21 protein-coding genes are annotated in these 25,992 nt (G+C 69.6%); 9 read left to right on the top strand and 12 right to left on the bottom strand.

The window, feature by feature from the left end:
* Positions 1-46 precede the first annotated feature (46 nt).
* Both BLV25_RS13400 and BLV25_RS13395 read left to right on the top strand, forming a co-directional pair.
* Positions 47-3,229, top strand: a complete 3,183-nt coding sequence (locus tag BLV25_RS13400) for an oligosaccharyl transferase, archaeosortase A system-associated (RefSeq protein ID WP_092734175.1) — start codon at positions 47-49, stop codon at positions 3,227-3,229.
* 6 nt (positions 3,230-3,235) lie between these two features.
* A complete protein-coding gene (locus BLV25_RS13395) occupies positions 3,236-4,198 on the top strand; it encodes a DUF368 domain-containing protein (protein WP_092734172.1) in 963 nt (320 codons plus the stop codon).
* A gap of 93 nt (positions 4,199-4,291) precedes the next feature.
* Here the strand turns inward: BLV25_RS13395 and BLV25_RS13390 are convergent, their stop codons facing one another.
* The 7 genes from BLV25_RS13390 to BLV25_RS13360 form a co-directional block, all read right to left on the bottom strand.
* Positions 4,292-6,994: an outer membrane protein assembly factor BamB family protein gene (locus BLV25_RS13390; RefSeq protein WP_092734169.1), complete on the bottom strand. Its 2,703-nt coding sequence runs from the start codon at positions 6,992-6,994 to the stop codon at positions 4,292-4,294.
* On the bottom strand, positions 6,994-8,892 hold the full coding sequence (locus BLV25_RS18095) for an ATP-binding protein (RefSeq protein WP_081758153.1): 1,899 nt from the start codon (positions 8,890-8,892) through the stop codon (positions 6,994-6,996). Before BLV25_RS18095 ends, BLV25_RS13390 begins: the two co-directional genes overlap by 1 nt.
* Positions 8,889-9,563 (bottom strand): hypothetical protein, encoded by a 675-nt coding sequence (locus BLV25_RS13380; RefSeq protein WP_092734166.1) that lies wholly within the window; start codon positions 9,561-9,563, stop codon positions 8,889-8,891. Before BLV25_RS13380 ends, BLV25_RS18095 begins: the two co-directional genes overlap by 4 nt.
* 6 nt (positions 9,564-9,569) lie before the next feature.
* Entirely contained in the window at positions 9,570-10,586 is a 1,017-nt protein-coding gene (locus BLV25_RS13375) for a hypothetical protein (protein WP_021072418.1), read from the bottom strand.
* A 3-nt stretch (positions 10,587-10,589) separates the two neighbouring features.
* The gene (locus BLV25_RS13370) at positions 10,590-11,705 is read right to left on the bottom strand and encodes a hypothetical protein (protein ID WP_021072419.1); all 1,116 of its coding nucleotides are present in this window, start codon (positions 11,703-11,705) and stop codon (positions 10,590-10,592) included.
* A gap of 182 nt (positions 11,706-11,887) precedes the next feature.
* Entirely contained in the window at positions 11,888-12,682 is a 795-nt protein-coding gene (locus BLV25_RS13365; protein ID WP_092734163.1) for a DJ-1/PfpI family protein, read from the bottom strand.
* 52 nt (positions 12,683-12,734) lie between these two features.
* Positions 12,735-13,601 carry a translation initiation factor eIF-2B gene (locus BLV25_RS13360; RefSeq protein ID WP_021072421.1) on the bottom strand — a complete coding sequence of 289 codons (867 nt, stop codon included), beginning with the start codon at positions 13,599-13,601 and terminating at the stop codon, positions 12,735-12,737.
* Between the two features lie 167 nt (positions 13,602-13,768).
* On the opposite strand from BLV25_RS13360, the gene BLV25_RS13355 reads away from it, so the two are divergent.
* The 3 genes from BLV25_RS13355 (at position 13,769) to BLV25_RS13345 (ending at position 17,115) form a co-directional block, all read left to right on the top strand.
* Positions 13,769-14,434, top strand: coding sequence for an AIM24 family protein (locus tag BLV25_RS13355; RefSeq protein WP_021072422.1), 666 nt, complete (start codon positions 13,769-13,771; stop codon positions 14,432-14,434).
* 293 nt (positions 14,435-14,727) lie between these two features.
* Positions 14,728-15,909: a tubulin/FtsZ family protein gene (locus BLV25_RS13350; protein ID WP_021072423.1), complete on the top strand. Its 1,182-nt coding sequence runs from the start codon at positions 14,728-14,730 to the stop codon at positions 15,907-15,909.
* A 3-nt stretch (positions 15,910-15,912) separates the two neighbouring features.
* Positions 15,913-17,115 carry a tubulin/FtsZ family protein gene (locus BLV25_RS13345; RefSeq protein ID WP_092734160.1) on the top strand — a complete coding sequence of 401 codons (1,203 nt, stop codon included), beginning with the start codon at positions 15,913-15,915 and terminating at the stop codon, positions 17,113-17,115.
* Positions 17,116-17,159: 44 nt separating this feature from the next.
* Here BLV25_RS13345 and BLV25_RS13340 read toward each other — a convergent pair whose 3' ends face one another.
* Positions 17,160-17,420 carry a hypothetical protein gene (locus BLV25_RS13340; protein WP_021072425.1) on the bottom strand — a complete coding sequence of 87 codons (261 nt, stop codon included), beginning with the start codon at positions 17,418-17,420 and terminating at the stop codon, positions 17,160-17,162.
* 115 nt (positions 17,421-17,535) lie between these two features.
* Positions 17,536-18,114: a TetR/AcrR family transcriptional regulator gene (locus tag BLV25_RS13335; RefSeq protein ID WP_021072427.1), complete on the bottom strand. Its 579-nt coding sequence runs from the start codon at positions 18,112-18,114 to the stop codon at positions 17,536-17,538.
* Between the two features lie 103 nt (positions 18,115-18,217).
* Here BLV25_RS13335 and BLV25_RS13330 point away from each other — a divergent pair, with 103 nt between their 5' ends.
* Positions 18,218-19,012, top strand: coding sequence for an MBL fold metallo-hydrolase (locus BLV25_RS13330; protein ID WP_092734318.1), 795 nt, complete (start codon positions 18,218-18,220; stop codon positions 19,010-19,012).
* A 301-nt stretch (positions 19,013-19,313) separates the two neighbouring features.
* Complete coding sequence (gene moaA / locus BLV25_RS13325; RefSeq protein ID WP_021072429.1) at positions 19,314-20,366, top strand: GTP 3',8-cyclase MoaA; 1,053 nt, start codon at positions 19,314-19,316, stop codon at positions 20,364-20,366.
* A gap of 7 nt (positions 20,367-20,373) precedes the next feature.
* Here moaA and BLV25_RS13320 read toward each other — a convergent pair whose 3' ends face one another.
* Both BLV25_RS13320 and BLV25_RS13315 read right to left on the bottom strand, forming a co-directional pair.
* Positions 20,374-20,631, bottom strand: a complete 258-nt coding sequence (locus tag BLV25_RS13320; protein ID WP_021072430.1) for a hypothetical protein — start codon at positions 20,629-20,631, stop codon at positions 20,374-20,376.
* Between the two features lie 2 nt (positions 20,632-20,633).
* Complete coding sequence (locus BLV25_RS13315; RefSeq protein WP_021072431.1) at positions 20,634-21,080, bottom strand: UPF0179 family protein; 447 nt, start codon at positions 21,078-21,080, stop codon at positions 20,634-20,636.
* A 77-nt stretch (positions 21,081-21,157) separates the two neighbouring features.
* On the opposite strand from BLV25_RS13315, the gene BLV25_RS13310 reads away from it, so the two are divergent.
* A complete protein-coding gene (locus BLV25_RS13310) occupies positions 21,158-24,028 on the top strand; it encodes a GNAT family N-acetyltransferase (protein WP_092734157.1) in 2,871 nt (956 codons plus the stop codon).
* Between the two features lie 52 nt (positions 24,029-24,080).
* Positions 24,081-25,091, top strand: a complete 1,011-nt coding sequence (locus BLV25_RS13305; protein WP_092734154.1) for a D-2-hydroxyacid dehydrogenase — start codon at positions 24,081-24,083, stop codon at positions 25,089-25,091.
* A 38-nt stretch (positions 25,092-25,129) separates the two neighbouring features.
* Here BLV25_RS13305 and BLV25_RS13300 read toward each other — a convergent pair whose 3' ends face one another.
* Entirely contained in the window at positions 25,130-25,858 is a 729-nt protein-coding gene (locus BLV25_RS13300; protein ID WP_092734151.1) for a fumarylacetoacetate hydrolase family protein, read from the bottom strand.
* Positions 25,859-25,992 lie beyond the last annotated feature (134 nt).

The following is a 25,992-nucleotide window of genomic DNA, read 5'->3' as shown; positions in this document are numbered from 1 at the left end:
CGGGATATGACAAGGCTTATGCGGATTTTGGGACTCGTCACTGACAATGAGCGACCAGACCGACTCGAACTCTCGCGAGGACGCCTCCATCCTCGACGCGTTCGAGCGTTGGTACCACGTCCCCGCGATCCTCGTCGTCCTCGCGGTGATGTTGTACTCGCGCCTCCGCGCGTACGACGAGTTCATCGTCGACGGCCAAGTGTACTTCCGCGGCAACGACGCCTGGTACCACCTCCGTGAAACGTCCTACCTCCTCGAGCACTGGCCGAACACGATGCCGTTCGAAGTTTGGACCGGATTCCCGTATGGCTCGCACGTCGGCCACTTCGGCACCCTCTGGGACCACCTCATCGCCGTCTTCTCGGTCCTCGCCACGCCGGTGACCGGCGGCGGCGAGGAGGGCCTAATGCGCGCGATGCTCGTGATCGCGCCGATCGTCGGCACCGCCGTCGCGATCCCCACGTACTTCATCGCACGCCGGTTCGTCGACCGCCTCTCGGCAGTCGCCGCCGTCGCCGTGCTCGGGCTCATACCCGGCACCTTCCTCAACCAGACGATGGTCGGCTTCCCGGATCACCACGCCGGCGAGGTCTTCTTCTCCACGCTCGCCGTCCTCGCAGTCTTCCTCGCGCTCGACGTCGCCGAGCGCGAAAAGCCCGTCTGGGAGCTCGTGGTCGATCAGGACTGGGATGCGCTCAAGAGACCTCTCGGCTACGCCGCCGCCGCCGGCCTCGCGATCGCCTTATATATGGCCATCTGGCAACCCGGCGTGATGCTGGTCGGCTTCACCGGCATCTTCCTCGTGATCAAGATCACGAGCGACGTGGTTCACGAGGATAGCCCGGAGCCGATCGCCTTCGTCGGCGCGGTCTCGATGGGCGTCGCCGGTCTCCTGATGATCATCCCGCTGAACGACTACTCCTTCGGCACGACCGCCTACTCCCTGACGCAGGTCGTGCTCCCCCTGGGCGTCGCGGCCGGCAGCGCGTTCCTCGCGTTCCTTGCGCGCCAGTGGGACGACCGGGATCTGGACGTCCGCACGTACCCCGCCGCGGTCGGCGGGCTGATCGCCGTCTCGCTTGGCGTCCTCGCGGTCGCGATTCCCTCCGCCTGGGGAACGATCACCAACAACCTCCTCCGGACCATCGCCTTCTCGACGGCGGCCGCGACCCGCACCATCAGCGAAGCCCAGCCGCCGCTGATGCAGTCGGAGTTCGCTCCGTTCGTCCTCTCGCAGTACGGCTTCGCGTTCTTCTTCGCGCTGGCCGCGATCCTCTACGTTCTCGCGCGACCGCTGATCCGCAGCGACGACGCGCGCGAGACGGGCTACGTCGTCGCCGCCGGGGTCCTCATCGGCAGCGTCTACGTGATTCCGGACGTCTACGACGCGATCGGCGGCGTCGTCGGGCTCTCCTGGCAGGTCGTCGGCCTGGCGATCGCCACGGCGCTGCTCGTGGGCGCGACCTACCTCGAGCGGTATGCCGCCCGCGACCTCTACTTCGTCGTCTGGGGGCTGTTCATCCTCGCGATGGCGTTCACCCAGGGCCGGTTCAACTACTACCTCGCGGTGGTCGTCGCGGTCGGCGCGGGCTACGCGTTCCAGCTCGCGCTCGGCGCGCTCGACGTCCGCGGGAAGTCCGTCGTCGAGGCCGCCGACTCCGTGCAGGGCTGGCAGGTGATGATCCTCGGCGCGGTCGTGCTCGTGCTGTTCGTGCCGCTGGTCGCGATGGTCACGCCGGCGTGGGCCGCCGGCGCGAACACCGGCCCCGGCAGCGTCGTCGAGTGGGACGAGAGCCTCCAGTGGATGAACGAGGAGACGCCCCATCCGGGCGAGCTGGAGGGCCACGACAACGCGCTGGAGTATCAGGGCACCTACGAGCGTCCGGCCGACGGCGACTTCGAGTACCCCGAGGGCGCCTACGGCGTCCAGTCGTGGTGGGACTACGGCCACTGGATAACCACCAGGGCCGAACGGATCCCCAACGCGAACCCGTTCCAGCAGAACGCCCGGCGCGCCGCGAACTTCCTGCTTGCGCCCAGCGAGGAGCGCGCGCAGAGCGTTCTCGCCGACCAGAGCACCGAGGGCGAGCACACCCGCTACGTGATGGTCGACTGGCAGATGGTCCACCCGCAGTCGAAGTTCACCGCGCCCGTCACCTTCTACGACGACGGGAACGCGACCCAACGCGACTTCCTCGGGGCCGTCTACCGGCCGACCCAGCAGGGCGGGTTCCGCGTCGCGACGCAGACGCGCGAGCAGCGCTACTACGAGAGTATGATGGTCCGGCTCTACGAGTACCACGGCAGCGCCAAGGACCCCGAGCCGATCGTGCTCAACTGGGACGAGACGCCCGTCGAGACCGCCGACGGATCGCAAACCACCATCCGGACGGTTCCGCAGGCCGAGGGCGAGCGGTTCGCGCAGGTCTTCAATTCGATGGCCGAGGCGGAGTCGTTCGTCGAGAACCAGAGCGGCACCGCACAGATCGGCGGCATCGGGTCGGTCCCGACCGAGCGCGTCGCGGCCCTCGAACAGTACCGGCTGGTTCACGCGACCGAGTCGAACGTCAGTCAGTACTTCAACACGCAGCTGCGTGACACCCAGGCCAGCTGGGTGAAGACCTTCGAGAAGGTCCCCGGCGCGACCATCGAGGGCTCCGGCGCCGAACCCGGTCAGGAGGTGGAGGCGGCCGTCGAGATGACCTATCCGCACTCCAACGAGACGTTCGTCTACCGGCAGTTCGCCACCGCCGACGAGAACGGCGAGTTCTCGTTCCACGTGCCCTACTCGACGACCGGCTACGACGAGTACGGCCCCGAGAACGGCTACACCAACGTGAGCGTCCGCGCGACCGGCCCCTACCAGGTCGGCACCGCGCCGACCGCGAGCAACGGGAGCCTCACCTACAACACCGGCACCGTGACGGTCACCGAGGGCCAGGTCGTCGGCGAGAACGACTCGGTCTCGACGGTCGAGCTCGAGGAGGAGTCGATCCTCGGCGGCGACGACGGGAACACGACCGACAACGACACCGCGTCGGACGGCTCGACCGCGAACGTCACGGACGGGTCGAACACGACCGACGGCGGCTCCACGAATTCGACCGACGGCGGCTCCACGAATTCGACCGACGACGGCTCCACGAACGCCCTCGAACCGGTGCCAGCGGCGACGGTCGCCGCCGACGTCGTCACGAGGACGACCGCGTTCAGCGCGGTCACCCCCTAACCCGCGATGGTCGACGCCCCCGAGGCGGTCGACGTCCCCGCGTGGCTCGGCGTCTACCTGCGCGGGGTCGCGATGGGCTGTGCGGACGCGGTCCCCGGCGTCTCCGGGGGCACGATCGCGTTGATCACCGGCATCTACGAGCGGCTCATCGCGGCGGTGACCGCGGTCGACCCCCGACGCGTCCGGCGCGTCCTCGCGGGCGCCCGCCCGAAAAACCTGCCCGACGCCCGCGCCGCGTTCCTGGAGATGGACGCCCCCTTCCTCATCGTGCTCGGGGCGGGCATCGGGACCGCGATCGTGACCGTCCTGCGCGCCGTCGAGCACCTGCTGGAGGCCGCGCCGGTCGCCACCTTCGGGTTCTTCTTCGGGCTGATCGCCGCCTCCGCGGTCGTCCTCCGCCACGAGGTCGACCTCTCGACGCCGGGCCGGAAGGGTTCCGCAGTCGCCGGGTTTCTCGTGGCGTTCCTCGTCTCGGGGTACGCCGCGGGCGCGCTCGGCGACGGGCTGGCGGTCGTCTTCCTCGCCGGCGCGCTCGCCGTGAGCGCGATGGTGATGCCCGGCGTCTCCGGGTCGCTCGTGCTCGTGATCCTCGGCCAGTACGAGCGGATGACCGACGCCCTCTCGACGTTCATCGACGCCCTCCTCGGCGCGGTTTCGGGCGGGAGCCCGGACGCGCTGCTCGCGGCGGCGCCGCCGGTGGTCGTCTTCTGCGGCGGCGGGGTGGTCGGCCTGTTCACGGTCGCGCACGCGGTCCGCCGCGCGCTCGCCGCCTACCGGGCGGCCACCGTCGCGTTCCTCGTGAGCCTCATCGTCGGCGCGCTGCGTGCGCCGATCGTCGAGGTGGGGCGCGTCCTCGCGGACACGGGCTCCTCGTGGGGGGCCGCAGCGCCACGGTTCGCGATCGCGGCGGTCGGCGGCGCCGCGGCCGTCCTCCTGTTGGACCGGTACGCCGGCGCCATCGAGTACTGAGCGGATCAGCGGGTCGCTCGCCCGGCCGGAATTAAAAGGAGCAGCCGATCGGCAGTTAAAGCAGCAGCCGCTCGTCCGCTCGCTGCAGGATTCCTACTCGACGGAGAAGCCGGTGGAGACGCGCGGGGAGTGGTCGGGGCCGCTCCGCTCCGTCTCGCGGTCGATCGAGACCGACCCCGGCGACCCGACCACGAAGAGCGTCTCCTCGTGGTCGCTGTTGGCAACTGTCCCGGCGACGTCGACCGCGACGTCGAGGCCCCCCTCGACGCCCTCGACGTCGACGTAGTGAACGTGGGTCTCGCCGGGAGCGAGCTCCGGGACGACGTCCTCGTCGTAGAGGATCGTCCGGACCTGCTCCCCACGGGCGGCGATCGACAGGTCGGTCACGGTCGACCCGCCGTCGTTCTCGACCGCGATCGCCACCGTCCCGCCGTCGGCGTCGACCGACGTCTCCGGGTCGACCGTGACGGCGAGCGTGTCGAGCCCGTCCGCACCCTCGGTGGGTGCCTCGACGAGCACCTCCAGCTCGCGGGCGGGCGCGACCGAGCCGTCGGCGACGTATCGCAGGGTGTCGTAGCCGCCGACGCTGCTCGGGTCAGGCCCCTCAACCGGATAGGTCGTCGTCACCGACTCGTAGGGCGGGACGTGAACCTCCTCGGGCGGGTCGCGGAACTCGTAGACGTCGAGCGCGAGGTCGCGCACGCGGAGCCGGCTCTCGGCCGTGTTGACCGCCGTCACCTCCAGGGCGTACCCGTCGCGGTCGGGCAGCAGGAGCCCCCGGCAGTACAGTTCGGGGAACTCGGGGTCGGTGTCGAGCTTGCCCGCCGTCCGTTCGACGCCGCCGCTCTCGACGGTCACCGGCGGGACGACGTCCTCGCCGACGCCGGTGAAGGAGTGGAGCCGGGTGAACGTGCGGAATTCCCCCGGTTGGATCGTCTCCGTGACCGGCGCCGCGTCGGGCGTGCTCACGGTTACCGCCTCGGGCCCGTGGCCGACGTTCTCGACGTCGACGTGCTCGAGACAGAGGTCGCCCACAACCGGGGGCAGGGGATCGATCCGGCGTTCGAGTTCGAGCTCGCCGCTTCCGGGCGCCGCGTCGCCGCGGGCGGGGGCGTCCCCGCGAGCCGGGTTTCCGCCCGGCGCGGTCGCGGCCGGCGCGCGGGCGTCCCCGCCGGCGCTCACGACGGCCGACTCCGGGACCTCGATCCCGGATTCGTGATCGACGAAGTGGCCGTTTACGGAGATCGTGGCGGCCCCATCCGCGACGGGCGGCGAGACGAGCTCGAGGACGCTGTCGGGACCGCCCTCGAACGTCCGGGCGACCGTCGTCGCGAGCGCCTCGCCCTCGATCGTCAGCTCGTCCACGACGGTCGCCCGCGAGTCGTTCCGGACGCGAACGACGACCACGTCGTCGGCATCGTCGAACTCGCAGTCGGCGTTGAGGGGGTCCTCCGGTCGCGGGACGTCGATCGTGCGGCGGATGCTGTTGGCGTCGGAGATCGTCAGCGTGCCGTCGGCCGGCGCCTCGAGGGTGAGCGTCGTCTCGTCGTTGGGGTCGATCCGGTCGACGCGCTCGTTCATCGGGTTGATACGGACGTCCTCGACGGGGACGCCGGTCGTGTTCGCGAGCGTCACGGAGACGCGGAGCCCCTCCGGCGTCAGCCGCGTCGGCGTGACGGTCACGTCGATCGAGTCGTTCCCGCCGGTGACCCGCAGCCGCTGTTCGACGATCGGCTCGCCGTCGGCCGTGATTGTCAGATCGACGACCTCGTCGTCGATCGACGCTAGCGGGAACCGGAGGCGCTCGGACTCGTCCTCGAGCAGCGTCACCTCGTGGGACGGGTCCGAACACCGTGCCCCGGTCAGGTCGATCGCGATCGTGGCTGCGGCCGCGGTGTCGCCGACGTTGTGCAGCTCCGCGTGGATCGCGTCGGCGGCGGCGGTTAGCGACTCCGAGAGCACCGTCGCGTCCAGCGTCCACTCCTCCGAGAGGCGGCGGTAGACGTTCGCGACGGTGTCGACGATCACGCAGACCGGCTCGCCGCCGGCGGCGGTGACCGGCAGGCCGTCGTCGAGCGCGAGGGACGTCCACTCGCCGTCGGCGTCGATGGACCGGATCTCCCCCTCGGCGCGGAGAATGATCTCCTCGCGGCCGAAGGGATCGATCCGGTCGACCTGCCAGTCGTGGCTCCACTTCCGGTCGCCCGTTTCGACGTCGATCCCGACGCAGCGGGCGTCCTTCATCACGCAGACGATCGTGTCCCCGACCACGCCGAGGTCGCTTATCGCCCCGTCGACGCGCTCCTGCAGCCGGCTCTCGCCGGTCGGTCCGAGAACCGACAGGAACGACCACGCCGCCAACACGAGCGCGTCGTCGGTACAGACGACCGCCGGCGTCGCGGAGACGTCCGAGTGCGGCCGGTCGACGCGGAACCGCTCCTGGCCGCTGGTCGCGTCGAGGCCGACGAGCTCGTCGTCGTCGGTCAACACGACCGCGAAGCCGCTCTCGCCGGGCGCGGCCACGCGGACCGCATCCGGGATCGAGACGCGCCAGAGCCGCGTCCCCGAGAGGCTGTAGGCGTCGACGCCGTCGTCGGTGACGGCGTAGAGGTGGTCGCTCAACGCGACGCTCTCGGCGGCCGACGGCAGGGTGATCTGGTCGCGCTCCTCGCCGACGACGTACACCTCAGTCCCGTTGGCCAGGATGCAGACGCGGTCCTCCGAGACCGCCCACGCGTCGAGTTCGCCCACCTCGAAGGAGGACGTCCGAACGTACTCGGCCGTCCCGGCCGGCATCACCGGTCACCCCGGTCGATCGACCCCGCGTCCCCGATGGGTTCCTCGCCCGGCCGATCGGCCGGTCCGCCGTCGGCGGCCGATCCATCGCCGGACGCGGCGGCTTCGCCGGCGCCTGATCCGCTCTCACCGGAACCGGTTCCGCCGTCCGTCCCCCCGTTTCCGGAACCGGTTCTGCTGTCCGCTCCTCCGTTGCCGGCCCCGGCGCCGCCATCCGGTCCGCCATCGCCGGCCCCGTCGCCCTGGTCGGCAAGCAGCGAGGAGAGCGCGTTGCCGCCGGGGGCGCCGGGACCGCCCTGTAGGTCGATCCCGAGCTCGTCGGCCTGCTCGTGAACGTAATCGCGCATCTCCGGGTAGCCCTCCAGGTCGTCCAGCTGCTCGCGGACGCTCGAGACGTACTGTCTGACCGTCTTCGGCTCGGTTCCCTCGAGCCGGTCGAGCAGGTACTCCGTGGTCACCTCCTGTGGCTCGCCGTCGATCACGCTGCGGATGAGCTCGCGCTGGAGGTCGCTGCCCAGGATGCGGTCGGCCACCTCCGCCGGCGTGTAGCCGACCGACGCCTCGCCGAGCCGCTCGAAGTCGATGCTGTCGGTGTTCGGCAGGGAGGCGAGCTGCTTGCGCCAGACCTCGGCCATCACCCGCTCGTCGGGCTGTTCGATGAACTGCTGGATCGGGAACCGCCGGGTCGCGGCCGGGTCGATCGTGAAGGGCATGTTCGTCGCGCCGATCACGAGCAGGTTGTCCTCGACGTCGTTCATCTCCTGGAGGAACGCGTTCGTCAGCGCCCGCTCGTGTCGCTGGAGGTTGTCGTCGCTCCGGTCCGGAATGAGCGTCTCTATCTCGTCGAAGAAGAGGACGGCGAACCCCTCCTCCTGGGCGATCCGGTGGGCCTGATTGAAGACGGCGCTGACGTTCTTTTCGGCCTCGCCGGCGTACTTCGACTGGATGTCGCTGCCGCGGATCTCCAGGAAGACCACCTCGCCGTACTGGTCCTCGATCCCGGTCTCGTGTTTCGCCTCGTAGGCGATCGCCTCCGAGACGTGCGTCTTGCCGCAGCCCGGCGGACCGTACAACAGCATGCTCCCGCCGCGCTCGGCGAACTCGTCGCCGTACATCTCGACGATCCGCTCCCGGACGTCCGTGTCGAAGAGGGCCAGCAGCATCCGCGCCGTCTCCTTGACCGACTCGAGACCCGCGACGTCCTCCTCGAAGCTCACGTTCGGAACGGTCGGCTCGATGGAGACGGTGGCTCCGTCGTCAGGTCGCCCCTCGCCGCCGGGAGCACCCCGCCCGCCGGGTCCGCCGGCGCCCGGGCCGCCTCCGGCACCGCCGCCGCGTCGGCCGGAGCCGCCACCAGGACCGCCACGCTGGCCGGTGCCGGCCGGCTGTCGCGGCGGCTCCGCGGGCTCGTCGACGAACTCCAGGTCGGTGTCCTCGGTCACCCGGAGCGTCGAGTAGGCGCCCGGCTCGGCCTCGGTGACCGTGAAGCGGACCAGCGACCCCCGGACCTCCGCGACCTCCTCGATCCGGTGGAGCAGGTACTCCTCCGACCGGAGGTACTCCTCGAGGACGTCCGGCGCGACCGTCTTCGGGTGGATGGTCGCCGAGTCGGCCGCGGGAATCGACGCCAGGCTCGCGCTCCCGTCGACGACGAACTTGTCGCCTCCCGAGAAGTCGATCCCGCCGAACAGATGCTCGACGTTGGCGTTGATGTATGCTTTGTTCCCGATGTTGCTCACGATCTGGTCGTCCTCGGTCTCGACCCGGAAGTACGCGCTCCGGTCGTTGTGGATGACCTCGACGAGGTCGGCATCGGCGCCGACCTTGCTCGCCCCGACGCGGACGTGGGAGGTCGGTTGGTCGTCGGTCTTGATCGGGTTGAGGTTGTTCCGTGTCATGTCGTAGTGGTGGTCTCGTCGGTCAGCGTCCGTGCGGCCGTGAACGCGGCCTCGGAGCGGTCGATCGTCTCCCGGTCGGGTTCGTTCGTCCAGGCGGCCGCCCGGCGGACGAACGCGATGAACGACGCGAGGTCGCCCAGCAGCTCCGCGACGCCCTCCCAGGCGGCCGCCAGGTCGGTGGCGCCGTCGATGCGCTGCCGGTCGGCGAGCTTCCGGCACTCCGCGGTCACCGCGACGGCGTGGGTGACCAGCCGGTCGAAGAGGACGTCCCAGTTCGCCGCCCGCGGACCGGCCGTCGACAGGGGGACGATAACCGTCTCCGCGACCGTCTCGATCCGATCGACCGAGGGGTCCGTGGGATCGAGATCGACGTCCGCCTCGACGTCCTCCGGCGTCACCGCCGCTTGCTCGTCGCTCCAGGGGTCACGCTCGAACCGCTGGTCGAGGATCGTCGCGATCGCCTCGTCGTCGCGTCGGGAGGCGACGCCGTCGGTCGTCGGGAGCGGGACGCCGAGCAGACACAGGTCGACGAGGTCACAGACCGCGTCCAGCGCGTCCGCCACGACGTGCCAGGCCTCGTCGTCGGCGTCGTCGTAGCGGCGCTTTCGAAGCTCCCCCGTGGTCCGGTCCCGTGCGTGCCGCAAGGTCCCGAGGAACGATGCAGCGAACATCCCGCCCTACCGTGTCGTCTCGAGCGTCGCGTCCTCGTCGAGCTGTTGGACCTCCTCGGAGGTCGTCGACTCGCGCATGTCGAACAGGTCCTCGACGAACTCGTCGTCGGACTTCTCCTCCATCTGCTCGCTCGGCTCGGTCACGTCGCCGAACTCCGCGACGAAGCTCTCGAGGTTCTCCAGGTCCTGGAGCGCGCCGCTCTCCGTGAAGTTCTCCGAGAGCGCAAGCTTGCGGAACTCCTGGCTTTGGTCGATCAACAGCAGCTTGATGTTCTCCATGTCCTCGACGACCGCGCCGAGGATCTCCGGGCCCTGCGTCTCCGCGACCGGCGAGGCCGCCTTCTCCTCGAACATCTCGTAGCGGTGGTACCGTTTCCGGAGCATCTCGAACCGCCGCTTCTCGTCGTCCGGGAGCTCGGAGGGCATCCGCCCCGCCAGCAGCCCCTTCATCTCCTGTTTCAGCTCGTCGGCCTTCTGGGCGTACTCCTGTTCGAGGTTCTGGGTGTCCGAGAGGTCCTCGAAGTGTTGCTGGAGCGTCTCCTGGTTCTGTTTGACCCGCTCGATCGCGGAGTCGATCCGTTCGACGCAGGCGTCGAGCGTGGCCGCCCAGTTGTTGAGCATCGAGCTCGTCCCCTCCTCGCGGATCCGCTCGTAGGACATCAACACGACGACCTCCTCGCCGTCGATCGAGATGATCTCCTGGTCGTCGAGATACTCGAGGACGGCGTGGGCGGCGTGTTCGTTCCGGACGTGCTCGGCCTCCGACTCCACCAGCGCGTCGACCGCGACCTGCTTGTCGATCACGCCGCGGCCCCCCTCGATCATCAGCTCGTTGCCGAGGTGTCCCTGGGCGAGCGTGGAGATGATCTCCTCCCAGTTGGCCTGCGGGTCGTCGTCCGATCCCCGGTCGGCGATGCTGGCGTCGAAGCGGACCGGCTCGTCCGCGCTGCTCTGGGGAACGGCCGTGACGAAGGTCGTTCCGTTCTGTTCGCTCGTCGTGAAGTCGCTGAATCTGGTTCGCATCGGTTAGAATGCCTCCTCGATCTTGGCGTTCGCTCGCTCGCGCACCTGCTCCCTGAGGTACCGGTTCGCCTCCTCGCTGTCGGCCAGCCGGAGCCCCTCGATCTCGGCTTCGGCCTCCTCCTTCATCACCGACGGGGTCGCGGCCGCGGTGTCGGACAACAGCGGGGTGACGATCTTCTCCGCATGGGCGTCGATCTCCTCGACGAGGGGGGCGCGATGGACCGCGATCCGGCCGTCGACGTCGATGTCGACGACGTCCTGGAGCCCCTCCTCGACCGCGTCGATGACGTCCTCGCGCTCGGACCGGCTGACGTTCTCGAGGATGTCGGTCCGTCCCTCGATGCGGGCGGTGACGACCTCGCGGTACTCGCTCGTGGGCATCGCGTGGCCGACGTCGTCGAACTCCGCGATGACGTCGTCGGCGATCTCCTCGGCCATCCACCGGCCGTAGTCCTCGATCGCGCCCCACACGAGGTATTCCCCGTCGAGGTCCGCCAGAAAGCCGAGCTGTCCCTCCAGATACCGGATGACGTCGGTCGTCGCGTTGACCGAGATGATCTGTTCGAGCTCGTCGTGCGACAGGATGCCCAGCGGTTCGCTGCCGCGCGACTGCTCCCTGAGTTCGTCCTCGAGCCTGTTCTGGCCCGTCTGCTCCTTCAACAGCGACCCGACCGAGTAGTACTCCCGCGAGCCCGCCGCGATCCGGAAGAGCATGTCGTTCGAGACCAGCTTGTCGACGAAGAACTCCACGTCGTCGACCGCGAGGTTGAACTCGTTGCGGATCTGCTCGGCGGTGACGACCTGCTGCGTCGAGAGGAACAGGTCCTTGAGGCGGTTCGGAATCCGGTTGTCGTGGCCCGTCGAGAACAGGTCGTAGTAGTAGACGCCCGACCGGATCCGCCGGAAGTCCTCGTGTTCCTGCCCGGCGATCTCCTGGAGCGACTCCTTGATCTCCGAGCGACTCAGGCTGCTCGCCTTCGTCAACCCGGTGTCCTCGGACTCGTACCGGTCCCGGATCTCCTCGCTCACGCGGTCGACGTAGAGAAAGCCGTAGTTCTCCCGCGCGATGGAGATCGCGATCTCCCCGAGCAGGTCGGTGTCGGCTGGGCGGAGCGGCATCAGTCCGTCAACGTATCTGTAGCATACTAAATGTATTGCCATTCGCGTCGAATCTAACCGCCGACGGCGGGATCGGTTCCCTCCGCTTTCGCGGATCGGTCGATAGTTCGTCGCGGTCAGTCGAGTCGTCCGGCCGCCGTTCGTCGCGGTCAGTCGGGTCGTCCGGCCGCCGTTCGTCGCGGTCAGTCGGGTCGTCCGGCCACGTTCCCTCGCGGCTCGTACTCGAGCACCGTGGCGACCCGGTCCGCGAGCGCGTCGCCGAAGACGTCGCGAACGAGATACAGCCCGAGGTCGATCCCGGAGGTCACCCCGCCGGCGCTCACGACGTCGCCGTCGTCGACGACTCGGGCGTCGACGACCGTCGCTCCCGACTCCCGAAGGTCATCGATCGCGCTCGCGTGTGTCACCGCTCGGCGACCGTCGGTGATCCCCGCCGTGGCGAGCAGCATCGTTCCGGTGCACACCGACGCCAGCCGGACGTCCGTTTCCGCGAACGAAGCGAGCGCGTCGGGGATGACGCCGCGTCGGGCCTCCACCCACGCGCTCGCCGCCGCGTCCCGGGCGTTCCAGCCGCCGCCCGGGACGACGAGCAGATCAGGGTGATCGGCGGCGGGCACGGCGTCCCCCGTTCGGTCCGGGCCAGCGAGCGTTCCGTCCGGCTCGATCCGCGTCCCGTGGCTCGCGACCACGCGGTCACGGGGTTCGAGGGTTGCGTATTCGACGTCGATGGCGGACGGTGCGGTCGCGTCGAGATCCCCCTCGAAGGACCGCTCCGCGAGGAACTCGCCGGCGGTGGCGAACACCTCGTAGGGGGCGATCGCGTCGAGCTCGTCGAACCCGTCGTACAGGAGGACCCGAACGACGAAGGGGCCGACGTCGGCAGCTGCTCGTTCCGAGTCGGTCGCTCGTTCCGAGTCGGTCGCTCGTTTCGAGTCGGTCGCTCGTTCCGAGTCAGCCACATCGGTCGGGGTGGACATACCCGAGACAGGACGGCCACCCTCGTGGGTGTTTCCCCGGTCGCCGGCCTGCCTACGACGACGGCGTCAGGTCGTCGATCGGGACGTCACCCTCGTCGGTGATGACCTGATCGACCGCCTCGACCGGCGTCGCGTCGTAGGCGGGGTTCTCGATCCTCACGTCCTCGATCGGCTCGCGCATCACCTCGACGGGGTCGCGGAAGTCGTTCTCGAAGCGGAAGGACTCGATTATCTTCGCGCTCGAGCCGACCACGGTTACCGGAACTCCGAGCTCGGCGGCGGTCGTCACGAGCGGAAAGGTGCCGATCCGGTTGTAGTAGGTCCCGTCGGTGATGCAGGTCATCCCGAGCAGGACGCGGTCGCACTTCCGGAGGGCGTGACCCATCGCGCCGTCGACCACCATCGTCGCGTCGACGCGGGGGTTTGCCGACAGCGCACGCGCCGACTTCCGGCCGAGGTACCGGGGGCGTGCCTCCGTCGCGTACGCCGAGAGGTGCGTCCCCTCGGCCGTCGCGTTCTCGACCGCCTCCAGGACCGTCGAGGAGTAATCGTGCGTGAGGATCGTGTCGCCGTCGGCGAGGAGGTTCGCGGCGTGTTCGGCCGCCCGGCGCTTGCCGGTCTCGACCGCGTCGACCGCGTCGTCGATCGCGGCCTCCAGCAGGTGCTTTGCGCCCTCGACCGACTCCGCCTCCCCGATGACGGCGCGTTCGACGTCCCGGACCGCGTTGTGGAGTGCGGCGTGGGAGGTGTCGGATCGGCGGAGAACGCCCGCGTTGTGTTCGAGGTCACGCTCGAACGCCTCGAGGGAGGCGTACTCCCGGTCGAGGAGGTCGGCGAGCGCCTCGGCGGCCTTCACCGCGACGACGGAGGAGCTGTGGGTCTGCATCGCGCGGATCTCCGCGACGGTCTCGTCGATCATACCTGGAGGCTCCGAGAGCCGTCCTCAAAGGGGTTCCGACGGGGTGGCGGCGGGATGGCGACGGAATCGGGGAGGGGCCGCCCCGAGGCGAAGCCCGGAAGGCCCAAATTCGGGTTTGAGTCATCCCGACACCTTAGTACCATCCCGACCGATCCCGTGACGTCACGATGGACGTTCAGGAATTCACGCGGGCGAACCGGCCGACGGACGGCGGCGAGGCGTTTCGAACGGAGAACAACCGGCTTCTCGGGATCTCCCTCGACGGGACCGTGATGGTCAAGGCGGGATCGATGGTGGCGTACACCGGCGACGTCACGTTCACGGGCCGGTCGTCGGCCGAAGGCGGCGTCTCCGGCTTTCTCAAGGAGGCCGTCAGCGGCGAGGGAACCCCCGTGATGGAGGCCGAGGGGGCCGGCCACCTCTACGTCGCGGAGAACGGGAAGAAGGTGCAGGTCCTCGAGCTCGCGGACGGCGAGTCGATCTCGGTCAACGGGAACGACGTCCTCGCGTTCGAGTCGACCGTCGACTACGAGATCAATACGGTCGGGAGCCTCTCCGGGATGGCCGCCGGCGGGCTGACGAACGTCTACCTCTCCGGACCGGGCCGGATCGCGCTCACGACCCACGGCGATCCGGTCGTGTTGCAGCCGCCCGTGTTCACCGACCCGGACGCGACCGTCGCCTGGAGCGGGCACCTCTCGCCGTCCCTCGAGACGAACAAGGCGATCGAGATCGGACAGAAGTCCGGCGAATCGATCCAGATGGCGTTCACCGGCGAGGACGGGTTCGTCGTCGTGCAGCCGAACGAGGAGGGATCGGTCACCTCGGCCTGAGGATCGCGGTCGTTCGGTTCGTCGGGTGGCCGTTCGAGTGATCGGTCGATCGGCCGTTCGGCGTCGCATTGACGTTTCAATATGAATTCATTAGTTTCGTCGGTCGGCGTGTGACGCACCACTTACTGAAGCGGGCGGCACCGTTCGTCCCGAAGGTGGGATGACCCCGAGGAATTCCGGAGTTCGTCAGACGGACGTCATCGCAGCATCCGGATCGAACGATCGTTTCGCCCTCAAAATTGTCAAACACAAATTACATCGACTTTAAAACCCCTGGAGCGTGAACGGAGGGTATGAAGCTCGCCACGATCGGCGTCGGGAACGCCGGGAGCAAGATCGTCGACCGGATGCTCGAGTTCGAGTCCCAAACCGATCGGAACCTCTGCCAGCACGTTCACGCGATCAACACCGCGCGGACCGACCTCGCGAAGCCGGATTACATCCCCGAAGACCGGCGCGTCCTGATCGGCGACACGAACCAGAAGGCGAAGGGCCACGGCGTCGGCGGCGACGTCGAGGTCGGCGCCGAGGTGGCAAAGGCCGACATCGAGGAGATCCGCCGCGCGTTCGACGACGTCGACATCCACGAGGTGGACGCGCTGCTGGTCGTCGCGGGCCTCGGCGGCGGCTCCGGCAGCGGCGGCGGCCCGGTCGTGATCGAGACCCTCCAGGAGATGTACGACGAGCCGGTGTACGGGCTGGGCGTCCTGCCCGGCAAGTACGAGGGCGGCCGCCCGGCGTTGAACGCGGCCCGGTCGCTGCAGTCGTTCGTCACCAAGGTCGACAACTTCATCGGCTTCGACAACGACGCCTGGCGGGCCCGCGAGCAGACGATCGAGGAGGGCTACGAGCAGATGAACCGCGAGCTCGCGGCCCGCCTCGTCACCCTGCTTGCGGCCGGCGAGACGGACGACTCGGAGGTCGCCGAGAACGCGATGGACTCCAGCGACATCATCCGCACGCTCGACACCGGCGGCGTCTCGACGATCGGCTACGCCGCCACCGAGGTCGACAACGACGCCGCGACCGGCGGCCTGCTCGACCGCTGGAGCACCGGCGACGCGGCGCCGGAGGACGACAGCAGCAAGGCGACCAAGATCCAGGGGCTCGTCCGCCGGGCGGTCAACTCCCGGCTCACGGTGCCCGCCGAGATCTCCAGCGCCGACCGGGTGCTGGTCGTGCTGTCCGGTCCCCCGAGCGAGTTCTCCCGGAAGGGCATCGAGAGCGCACGCCAGTGGCTCGAACAGGAGGCCGACACGGTCGAGGTCCTCGTCGGCGACGACCCGCGGCGGAAATCCCCCCAGCTCGCGGCGGCGGTCCTCCTCTCGAACGTCACCGAGACCCCACGAATCGACGAGATCCAGAACCAGGCCGTCGACGCCCAGGAGAAGATCGCCGAGCAGGAGGCCGTCCGCGAGGAGGAGATCAACGACCTGATCACCGACGAGAACGACGACCTCGACCCGGTCGTCTAGCCGATGGAGCTCGCACTCGTCGGCGTCGGGGCGACCGGCAGCCGGATCGTCGACCGCATCCGCGATCGCGAGGCGGAGACCGGCCGCGCGTTCTCCGGGGGGAACGCGCTCGTCTGTGACATCTCACGGACGATGACCGACGACGTCGGGACGATCCCCGAGGAGCGTCGCGTCCTCATCGGCGACACCCACCCGGAGGTCACGGCCGACGGCGTCGACGGCGGCCCCGAGCTCGCGGCCGAGGTGACGCGGGGCGACCTCCCGGAGATCCGGCGCGCGCTGGACGCGCTCGACGTCTACGACGCCGACGGCGTCCTCGTCGTCGCGGGACTCGGAAGCGCGACCGGCAGCGGCGCCGGATCGGTGCTCGTCGAGGAGCTGCAGGCGACCTACGACGAGCCGGTGTACGCGCTGGGCGTTCTGCCGGACGAGTCGGACGGCGGGACGGCAGCGCTCAACGCCGCCCGCGCGCTGCGGTCGATCGTCCCGGCGGCGGAGAGCACGATCACCTTCGACCACGACGCCTGGCTGCGGTCCGAGTCGCCGGACCGTGACGAGGCGGCACGGGCGCTGGCCGAACGGATCGTCACCCTGTTCGCCGCGGGCGAGCGCGACTCGTCGCCGATCGCCGAGAACGCCGTGGACTCCAGCGACGTGGTGCGGACGCTCGCGCCGGGCGGCATCGCCTCGATCGGCCACGCCACGACCGAGGTCGACTCGGGGACGGGTCTGTTGGCCCGTCTGCTCTCGTGGTTCGGCTATGGGCCCGAGGAGCCGGAGCGGACGACCGACGCCGCGAAGGTCAACTCCCTCGTCCAGCGGGCGACCTCCTCGCGGCTGACGGTCCCGTGCGACGTCTCCAGCGCCGAGCGCGTCCTCGTCGTGCTGTCGGGTCCCCCGAGCGAGCTCTCACGGCGGGGTTTCGAGAGCGCCCGCCAGTGGATCGAGCAGGAGGCCGACACGGTCGAGGTCCTCGCCGGCGACGATCCCCGTACCGGATCGTCGACGCTCGAAGCACTCGTCGTCCTCTCGAACGTGACCGACGTTCCACGGATCGACGAACTCCAGCGGGCGGCACTCGAACACGAGGCGGAGCGTTCCGCGGACGAGACACGCGAGGCGGAGCGTTCCGCGGACGAGACGGACCATCCCGTGGACGAGGCACACGGTTCCGCGGACGATCCGGTCGCCGCCGACGATGCGTGATCGCGCCGGGCTCCGTGGGGTCCGGTGCTCGGCCGACCCGTTCCTCACACCCGAGAACGGCCACCGCCCCTGCCGGCACCGCCGGGGCCGACCTCATCCCGAACGACCAAATAGAGGATCCAGACCACGATTCCCCCGAAGAACCCGCCGACCGCCCACGCCAGCGCGTGGCCGCTGTTCCGCTTTTTCGCGTCCCGATAGATCAGCCCGGATACCACCACCGCGACGGCGAACGGGATCACGGCGATCAACAGGAGGATGATCAGTTCCGGAGTGCCGGGAACGACCGTCTGAAGCAGGGACATTACCGGTGGATCCCGAACGAAATATAAAAACGTTCCTCCGTGGGCGGCGCGAAGCCGCGCATCGAGAACGTGGAATCGAGCGACGCCGGAAGGGACGCGAGCCGGCAACCGACGGTCACTCCGCCAGCAGCCGCGTTTCGACGTATCGAGTCATCGTCGCGCGGAGCTGCTCGGGCGAGCGGTCCATCGCGACCTGCCGGGTGTACGCGCCCGAGACGGCCGTCACGAGGAACTCGGTGGCGACGGTCGGGTCGACCGTCGCGTCGAACTCGCCACGGTCGATTCCGTCCTCGATGATCGCGCGTATCCGGTCGAAGAGCACGTCGTCGAAGGCGGCCAGCCGCGCGCGGATGGCGTCGTCGTAGGGCGCCTGCGCCGTCACCTCGAGCATCGCCGTCCGGAACTCCAGTCCGGTTCCGGTCTCGTCGTCGGCGAGGACCGTCTCCAACAGCGCGGCGAGCCGGTCGCGTGCGGTGTCCCCGTCGATGGCCGCGAGCTGGGCGGTGTAGCGGTCATAAAGGTACTCCAGAAACTCGACGAAGAGGGTCTGCTTGTCGTCGAAGTAGTAGTGGACGGACGCCGTGCTCCGGTCGGCCTCGGCGGCGATGTCCTTGATCGTGAGATCCGCGTAGCCGTGCCGGCACAGGGCGCGATAGGTGGCCTCGAGGATCTCGGTCGCCGGGTCGTCGTCCATAGCGGATGGGGCTGAACTTACTGAGTAATTAGTCAAAAGGCCTTTGAAACCTTTCTTACCGCCGGCGTCCCGTAGTGGTCGTATGACCGATTCCCCGGAAACGATCCGGCTGACGGTGCTCGGGTCGGGGAGCGCGATGGCCGTTCCCGACCGGGCCCAGACCGGACTCCTGCTCGAGACCGGCGACCGGGCGCTGTTGGTCGACTGCGGGAGCGGCGTCCTCGGGCGGCTCGCCGGGACCGACGTCGGCTACGAGGGCGTCGGGACGGTGCTGCTCACGCACCACCACCTCGACCACGTCTCGGACCTGCTGGCGCTTCTGAAGGCGCGGTGGCTCGCCGGCCAGGAGCATCTCGAGGTCCTCGGCCCCCCGGGGACGAAGTCGCTGCTCGACGGGCTCCTCGACGTCCACGAGTACCTCGACGGGCGCGTCGATCTGGCGGTGCGGGAGGTGACGCCCGGCGACGACTTTTCGGCGGGCGGCTTCGACGTGGCCGCCGCGGACACGCGCCACTCCCTGCCGGGTCACGCCTACCGATTCGCGCCGGTGGAGTCCGGAGTCGCGGCCCGGGACGGTCCCGTGGCGTTCTCCGGCGACACCGAGGCGTTCGCCGGGATCGCGCGGTTCGTCGACGGCGCGTCGGTCCTTCTCCACGACTGCTCGTTTCCGGACGACGTGGACGTCTCGAACCATCCCACGCCGACCGCTCTCGGCGAGGCCCTCGCGGACGTCGACGTCGGCCGTCTCTATCTCACGCACCTCTACCCCCACACTCGCGGCCGCGAGGAGGAGATGGTCGACGCCGTCTCCGCGGCCGGGTTTTCGGGCGAGGTCGAGACCGCCCGCGACGGGCTCCGGCTCTCGATTCCCGTGAACGGGGATTCCGGGTCCGCCTGAGGAGGAACCGACCCGGTCCGGCCGACTGCGGCGTCACGTCACTCCGCCCGGCGCCGGATCACCCCTCCGCCCGGCGTCGGATCGTCCGCTCGACCGGCGCCGGATCACCCCTCCGCCCGGCGTCGGATCGTCCGTTCGGCCGGCATCAGAACGTCCGCTCGCCCGGCGTCAGAACGTCCGTTCGACCGCCGCCGGATCGAAACGACGACCGACGTCGTGTCGTCGATCCGTAACCTATCGAGGTTACGAGAATGCCGTTTCGACCCGGATGTTTAAGCACGTATGGCGGCATTCTTCGCATATGCCCGAACCGCTCTCGGACGATTTCGGACGGGAGGTCACCGGCGTCCGGATCTCGCTTACGGACCGGTGTAACTTCGACTGCGTCTACTGTCACAACGAGGGGCTCGGCGACACGCGGGGACCGATGGAGCCGAGCGAGAACGAAATGACCGCCGACGAGATCGTCCGGTTCCTGGAGGTCGTCGAGGGGTACGGCGTCGACTCGGTGAAGTTCACCGGCGGCGAGCCGATGCTCCGGGAGGATCTCGAGGAGATCATCCGCCGGACGCCGGACTCGATGGAGGTCTCGATGACGACGAACGGGACGTTCCTCCCTGGTCGCGCCGAGGACCTGAAGGCGGCCGGCCTCGACAGGGTCAACGTCTCCCAGGACGCGCTGGACCCGGAGGCGTTCGCGGAGATCACCGAGTCCGGCGCCTACGAGCGCGTTCTGGAGGGCGTCGAGGCCGCCCTCGACGCCGGACTCGCCCCGGTGAAGCTCAACATGGTCGTCTTCGAACACACCGCCGGCTACGTCGAGGGGATGGTCGACCACGTCGCGAAGAACGACGGGCTCCAGCTCCAGCTCATCGAGTACATGCCCGAGCTGACCGGCAAGCCGGAGTGGAACATCGACATCGACCGCGTCCACGACTGGCTCGCCGACGTCGCCGACCGCGTCGAGCACCGCGAGATGCACGACCGAAAGCGCTACTACATCAGCGACGACGGGACCGCGCCCGACGTCGACCTCGACGGCGGCGCCGTGGACGCGAACCATCCGGACGCCGCCGGAACCGGGATGGTCGAGATCGTCGATCCCGTCGAGAACGAGACGTTCTGTGCCAACTGCGGCCGCGTCCGCGTCACCCACGAGGGGTACCTTAAAGGCTGTCTCAACCGGAACGACGACCTTCGGTCGATGGGGGAGATGACCCGCGAGGAGATCGCCGAGACGTTCGAGGCGGTCGTCGCGAACCGGGTTCCCTACTACGGCGAGTACCTGGTCGAGGGCGAGGACGGCGAGTACGAGTTCAACGAGAAGTACCTGGCGACCCCCTCGGCGGACTGAGGATTCCTCACGCGTCGTCGATCGGCGCGATCCCGATCAGGTCGAGCAGGCCTCGAAGCGTGAGCCCGACCACGAGCAGTCCGCCGGCGGCGAGGAACGGCGCCGAGAGGGCCATCGCGGTCCCGTAGCCGACGACGAGCCGACTCAGGCCGCGGACCACGAACGAGGCGACGATCAGGCCGACGGCGAGCAGCGCGAGCCAAACGAAGCGGCTCGGCGTCAACCACGTTTCGGTCCCGTCGGCTGGGTCCGATCCGTCGGTCATCCTCACTCCTCGGGCGCGAACTCCACGAGCGTGAGGTCGCGATCGAGCATACAGTAGTCGTGCGGCGGTTCCCCGAGCACCTGCTGGATCGTTCGCTCCTCGTCGAAGTCGGCGCCCTCGGGGACGCAGTACTGATGGCTGGGGCAGTCGGTGTGCGGGCAGTCTCCGGCCAGCGAGGCGCGGCTGCCGGCGTAGGCCTGCCTGGAGGGAACGTTCGCCGGGACCGAGGCGGGTTCGACCTCGACCGCGCGCACCCCGGAGTCGTGGACCGCACACTCGAGCGTCTGGGCGTTCTCCCGAACGTCGGTGATCCGGTAGCGGGTCCCCGCCGAGAGGTTGAGACACTGGTCCCGGTAGGGACAGCCCTCGCAGTCGTCGGACTCGCCGCGGTAGACGAACTCCCGGCCGACGTCGGCGAGCCGCGTCCCGACGAGCGTGACGGTCGACATATTCGAGGAGACGGGCTCCGTCGCGTTAAGCCTCCCGCTCGAAAGCCACATACGGTCGCCTCCCGAATCCCGACGCAATGACGAGCGACGCGGTGACGGGAGAGGAGATCACGGACGTCGCCGAGCTTGCGCGCCGGCTCCGGGCGGAGGCGGTCCGGAGCAACGAGCGCCGCGGGCTCGTGCTGGCGGGCGACCGCGACGCCGGGATCGACGCCGCCTACACCGCGATCGAGGCCCTCGAGTGGAGGACGGACGTCGAGGACGGATCGGGCATCGAGGTCCGGGGGGACGTCGAGACCCGGGCTGACGTCGAGGTCCGGGCGGACGCCGATGCTCGGGCTGACACCGAGACCCGGGGGAACGCCGATGTCCGAGGGACCGCCGATGCCCGGGCTGACGTCGAGGTTCGACCGGACGCCGAGAATCGGGTGACTCTGGAGGACCATCCCGACCTGGAGGGGAACGAGACGCGGGCAGCGGCGACCGGGGAGGCCGGTCTGGACGTCTCCATCGTCTCGACCCGCGAGGGGTTCCGGTTCGACCGCGTCGCGCCCGTCCACGCCGACGACCTGCTCGGAACCACTCGCGACGTCGTCGTGCTCGACTGCCACGAGCGATTCCGGCCGAACGCGCTCGGACAGGTCGTCGGCGCGGTCGACGGCGGCGGGCTCCTCGTGCTCGTGACGCCGCCGCTCGCGGACTGGCCGGCGATCCGTGACGGGTTCGACGAGGGGCTTGCGGTCCCGCCGTTCGGGATCGACGACGTCACCGGCCGGTTTCGCGATCGGCTCGTCTCGACGATCCGGGACCACGAGGGGATCGCGATCGTCGACGTGGCGGACGCGTCGTCCGCGGTTGCTGTGCAGGGCGAGGGCGACGCGCAGGGCGAGGGCGACGCGCAGGGCGAGGACGATGCCGACCACGGCAGTACCGCCGCCACCGTTCGCGATCCGGGACTCACCAACCCTTCGGAGCGGTCCTCCGAGCGGTCTCCGGAACGACCACGGGAGCGCTCCGAGGATCGGACGTTCGACGCCCCCGCGGGAGCCGCGTTTCCGGACGCCGTCTACGCGGCCTGCCGGACGCGGGACCAGGTTCGGGCGGTCCGGGCGTTCGAATCCCTTCGCGGCCCGGGACCTGCGTCGGTCGTGGTCGAATCCGACAGAGGACGCGGGAAGTCGAGCGCGGCCGGGCTCGCCGCGGCGGCGTTCGCCCTGGAGGGGTTGGACGTTCGCGTCACGGCGCCGTCCGTCGACGCCGTCGGCCCGCTGTTCGACCGGGTTCGCAAGGTGCTCTCGGCGCGGAACGCGATCCGGACCGTCGGCACCGTCGACGTCACCGACGAGGACGGCCGCCGGATCGAGACCGGAACCGGCGGATCGGTCGGCTACGTTTCCCCGCCCGTCGCCGCGGAGCGTGCCGGCGGTGACGGGGCGGACGTCCTCATCGTCGACGAGGCGGCTGCGCTGCCGGTCGCGACGCTGGAGGCGTTGCTCGCGGCCGAGGCGGTCGCCTTCTGCACCACGATCCACGGCTACGAGGGTGCCGGACGCGGGTTCTCGGTGCGCTTCCTGGACCGGCTGCGGGCCGAGGCGGGCGAGACCGGACGGGACCTCGGGGAGATCCGGCTCGACCAGCCGATCCGGTACGCGCGCGACGACCCGATCGAGCGGTGGGCGTTCCGCGCGTTGTTGCTCGATGCCGCCCCGGTCGTCGCCGAAGCAGTCGAGGACGTGTGGGTCGACGACGCGCCCGAGAGCGATGGATCCGGACCGAATGCCACGCCCGCGAGCGATGGATCCGATCCGGCGCCGGACGTCAGCGGCTCGGCGCCGGACGTCACCTATCGTCGGCTGACCACGGACGACCTGCTCGCCGACGAACGGCTGCTCGCGGAGGCGTTCGGCCTGCTCGTGTTCGCACACTACCGGACCGAGCCGAACGACCTGGCCCGGCTGCTCGACGCGCCGAACCTCTCGGTGCGCGCGCTGACGGCGCGAGGACACGTGATCGCCGTGGCGCTGTTGGCCCGGGAAGGAGGGCTCTCCGCCGACCGCCGGGCGTCGATGTACGAGGGCGCTCGCGTCCGGGGGAACATGGTCCCCGACGTGCTCACGAGCCAGCTGCGTGACGAGGACGCCGGAACCCCGGTCGGGATCCGAACGATGCGGATCGCGACCCATCCCGCCCTCCGTCGGCGGGGGCTCGGAAGCCAGCTCCTCGACCGAGTCCACGACGAGTTCACCGGGGCCGAAGCGGACCACGCAACGGTCGACTACTTCAGCGTCAGCTACGGCGCGACGCCGGATCTGGTCCGCTTCTGGCAGCGCGCGGGCTACGGAACGGTCCACGTCTCGACGACGCGCAACGACGCCTCCGGGGAGCGATCGGCGGTGATGATCCGCCCGGCGAGCGCGGCGGGCGAGCGACTGCGGGACCGGCACGCGACCGCGCTCCGGGACCGGCTGCGGGACGGGCTCTCGGACGCCCTTCGCGATCTCGATCCCGACGTCGCCGCCGCGACGATCGCGGCGTGTCCGGTCGACGGCGGCGAGTGGTTGTCCCTCGACGAGCGGGACTGGCGCGCGCTGGTCGCGGCCGCGGACGGCCCCGGCGGATACGAGGTGGTGCCGGGGGCGGCCCGCGACCTCGCGTTCGCCGCCCTGCTCGACCGGGACGTCTCGGGCGGTCGGGGGCGCGACTGTGACGGTCCGAATAACAGCGAACGGGACGCGCTCGATGATGACGCTGGTGCTCTCACGGACCGGGAGGTCCGGCTGCTGATCCGGACGGTGCTGCAGAGCCGGCCTCGGGAGGAGGTGGCCGACGAACTCGGCTACGAGTCGACGCGCCAGTGTCTGCGCGCGCTCGGGTCCGCGATCGGGACGCTGCTGGATCGATACGGCGGCACCGTCGTGGCCGAGGAACGGGAACGGTTCGATCGGTGACCGAGCCGTCGGACCAATAACTGTTATGCGATCGGTGGCGGAACGGGGACGTATGTCCGACCCAGACGTTGATTCGTCCGACCCGGACGTTGGTGCCTCCGACTCGGACGTTGATTCGCCCGACCCGGACGTGTTGGTCCTGCGGCAGAAGCTTCACGGACAGGACGGAGCGGACTACGCCGCGATCCTTCGGGAGCGGCTCCCGGACCGGAATATCGTCCATCCCGCGACGCCCGACGAGCAGCGCGAGTACCTCCGAACCGCCCGCGTGGCGACCGGCTTCGAGCTCGACCGCGACCAGCTCGCGGCCGCCGAGAACCTCGAGCTGTTCGCCGGGGTCTACGCCGGCACCGGCCACCTCGATCTGGAGGCGTTCGAGGACCACGGCGTCGCGGTGACGAACGCCTCCGGCGTCCACGTGCCGAACATCTCCGAACACGTGATCGGGAGCCTGATCGCCCACGCGAGGCAGTTCCCGCGAGCGTGGGACAACAAACAGCGCGGCGCCTGGCAGACGCACCCGGTGCTCGAACTGCAGGGCTCGACCGTGGCGATCGTCGGCCTCGGCGCGATCGGAACCGGGATCGCACGGCGGCTGGACGCCTTCGGCGTCGAGACGCTCGGCGTCCGGTACACGCCCGAGAAGGGCGGCCCCACCGACGAGGTGTATGGCTTCGACGACGTGCACGCGGCCGTTGCCGCGGCGGACCACGTGGTACTGGCGTGCCCGCTCACCGAGACGACCGCGGGGCTCGTCGACGCGGAACTGTTGACGTCGATGCCGACGCACGGAATTCTCGTCAACATCGCGCGCGGCGGCGTCGTCGAGACGGACGCGCTGCTCGAGGCGCTCCGGCACGACGAGATCCGGGCCGCCGCGCTCGACGTCACCGACCCGGAGCCGCTCCCGAACGACCACCCGCTGTGGGACCTGGACAACGTGACGATCACGGCGCACAACGCGGGCAACACGCCGAACTACTTCGACCGCTGTGCGGAGATCCTCGCGGGGAACGTCGAGCGGCTCGCTTCCGGCGCGGAGCTTGAAAACCGGGTCGTCTAGGGACCGTCGCCTCGTTTCGGGGGAGGGGAATCGGATCGCTAGGGAAATCCGCCCTCGGCCACGGCGTTCTCGAGCGTCCCGACGCCCTCGTAGGTGATCGAGACCGCGTCGCCGGGTTCGATCAGGCCGGGGTTCGCCGGGCTGCCGAACGCGATGCAGTCGCCCGGCCGCAGCGTGAACCGCTCGGAGAGGTGCGCGACGAGCTCGAACGGGTCGAACAGCATCAGCTCGGTGTTCGCCGACTGGCGCCGCTCGCCGGCGACGATCGTCTCCATCTCGACGTCGGTCGGGTCCGCGAGGTCGGTCTCGATCCACGGGCCAAGCGGCGCCGAGCCGTCGAAGGCCTTCCGGGCCGTCCGCCCGACCTGGTCGAGCGCGTCGACGTCGTTCAGGATCGTGTAGCCCCGGACGACATCGGGCACGTCGGCCGGATCGAGCGCGCGACACCGCCGGTCGATGACCGCGACGAGCTCGCCGGCGTAGGTCAGCTCGTCGGTCCAGTCGGGCGCCGGGATCGGCTGCCCGTGGCCGAGCAGGCTCGTCGGCGGCTTGATGAAGAAGTCGGGTTCCGCCGGCCGCTCGTAGGCCATCTGGTCGAGCGTCTCCGCGTAGTTCCGCCCCACGCAATAGAGCGCCGAGGGCTCACACGGCGGCAGCAGCCGGCCGTCGACGCCGACCTCGTAGACGCCGTCATCGGCGTGTATCGTCCCGTCCTCGTACCGTCCCGCGACCGGGCCGTCCGGCGTGAGCAGGCGTGCCTGACGCATATCCCACGCCACTCCGGTCGAGTATATAAACGCGGCGAGGAACGCCTCGGGTTGGTATATAAATAAATCCGGGACTTCAGGAGGGGATATAAACGGAGTTCGGTTCGGCTCTCCCGTGTGCACGGGCCGGAAAT

Source organism: Halopenitus persicus (assembly GCF_900107205.1).
GTDB classification, from domain to species: Archaea; Halobacteriota; Halobacteria; order Halobacteriales; family Haloferacaceae; genus Halopenitus; species Halopenitus persicus.
The sequence above is the reverse complement of the archived record's forward strand: the minus strand, read 5'-3'. Positions and strand labels throughout refer to the sequence as shown.

Coding starts and splice junctions, on each gene's coding strand:
- BLV25_RS13400 (WP_092734175.1), top strand. CDS start 47: ATGAGCGACCAGACCGACTCGAACTCTCGCGAGGACGCCTCCATCCTC.
- BLV25_RS18095 (WP_081758153.1), bottom strand. CDS start 8,892: ATGACACGGAACAACCTCAACCCGATCAAGACCGACGACCAACCGACC.
- BLV25_RS13355 (WP_021072422.1), top strand. CDS start 13,769: ATGGACGTTCAGGAATTCACGCGGGCGAACCGGCCGACGGACGGCGGC.
- BLV25_RS13345 (WP_092734160.1), top strand. CDS start 15,913: ATGGAGCTCGCACTCGTCGGCGTCGGGGCGACCGGCAGCCGGATCGTC.
- moaA (WP_021072429.1), top strand. CDS start 19,314: ATGCCCGAACCGCTCTCGGACGATTTCGGACGGGAGGTCACCGGCGTC.
- BLV25_RS13360 (WP_021072421.1), bottom strand. CDS start 13,601: ATGATCGACGAGACCGTCGCGGAGATCCGCGCGATGCAGACCCACAGC.
- BLV25_RS13335 (WP_021072427.1), bottom strand. CDS start 18,114: ATGGACGACGACCCGGCGACCGAGATCCTCGAGGCCACCTATCGCGCC.
- BLV25_RS13315 (WP_021072431.1), bottom strand. CDS start 21,080: ATGTCGACCGTCACGCTCGTCGGGACGCGGCTCGCCGACGTCGGCCGG.
- BLV25_RS13370 (WP_021072419.1), bottom strand. CDS start 11,705: ATGCCGCTCCGCCCAGCCGACACCGACCTGCTCGGGGAGATCGCGATC.
- BLV25_RS13300 (WP_092734151.1), bottom strand. CDS start 25,858: ATGCGTCAGGCACGCCTGCTCACGCCGGACGGCCCGGTCGCGGGACGG.
- BLV25_RS13380 (WP_092734166.1), bottom strand. CDS start 9,563: ATGTTCGCTGCATCGTTCCTCGGGACCTTGCGGCACGCACGGGACCGG.
- BLV25_RS13340 (WP_021072425.1), bottom strand. CDS start 17,420: ATGTCCCTGCTTCAGACGGTCGTTCCCGGCACTCCGGAACTGATCATC.
- BLV25_RS13320 (WP_021072430.1), bottom strand. CDS start 20,631: ATGACCGACGGATCGGACCCAGCCGACGGGACCGAAACGTGGTTGACG.
- BLV25_RS13375 (WP_021072418.1), bottom strand. CDS start 10,586: ATGCGAACCAGATTCAGCGACTTCACGACGAGCGAACAGAACGGAACG.
- BLV25_RS13305 (WP_092734154.1), top strand. CDS start 24,081: ATGTCCGACCCAGACGTTGATTCGTCCGACCCGGACGTTGGTGCCTCC.
- BLV25_RS13310 (WP_092734157.1), top strand. CDS start 21,158: ATGACGAGCGACGCGGTGACGGGAGAGGAGATCACGGACGTCGCCGAG.
- BLV25_RS13365 (WP_092734163.1), bottom strand. CDS start 12,682: ATGTCCACCCCGACCGATGTGGCTGACTCGGAACGAGCGACCGACTCG.
- BLV25_RS13390 (WP_092734169.1), bottom strand. CDS start 6,994: ATGCCGGCCGGGACGGCCGAGTACGTTCGGACGTCCTCCTTCGAGGTG.
- BLV25_RS13350 (WP_021072423.1), top strand. CDS start 14,728: ATGAAGCTCGCCACGATCGGCGTCGGGAACGCCGGGAGCAAGATCGTC.
- BLV25_RS13395 (WP_092734172.1), top strand. CDS start 3,236: ATGGTCGACGCCCCCGAGGCGGTCGACGTCCCCGCGTGGCTCGGCGTC.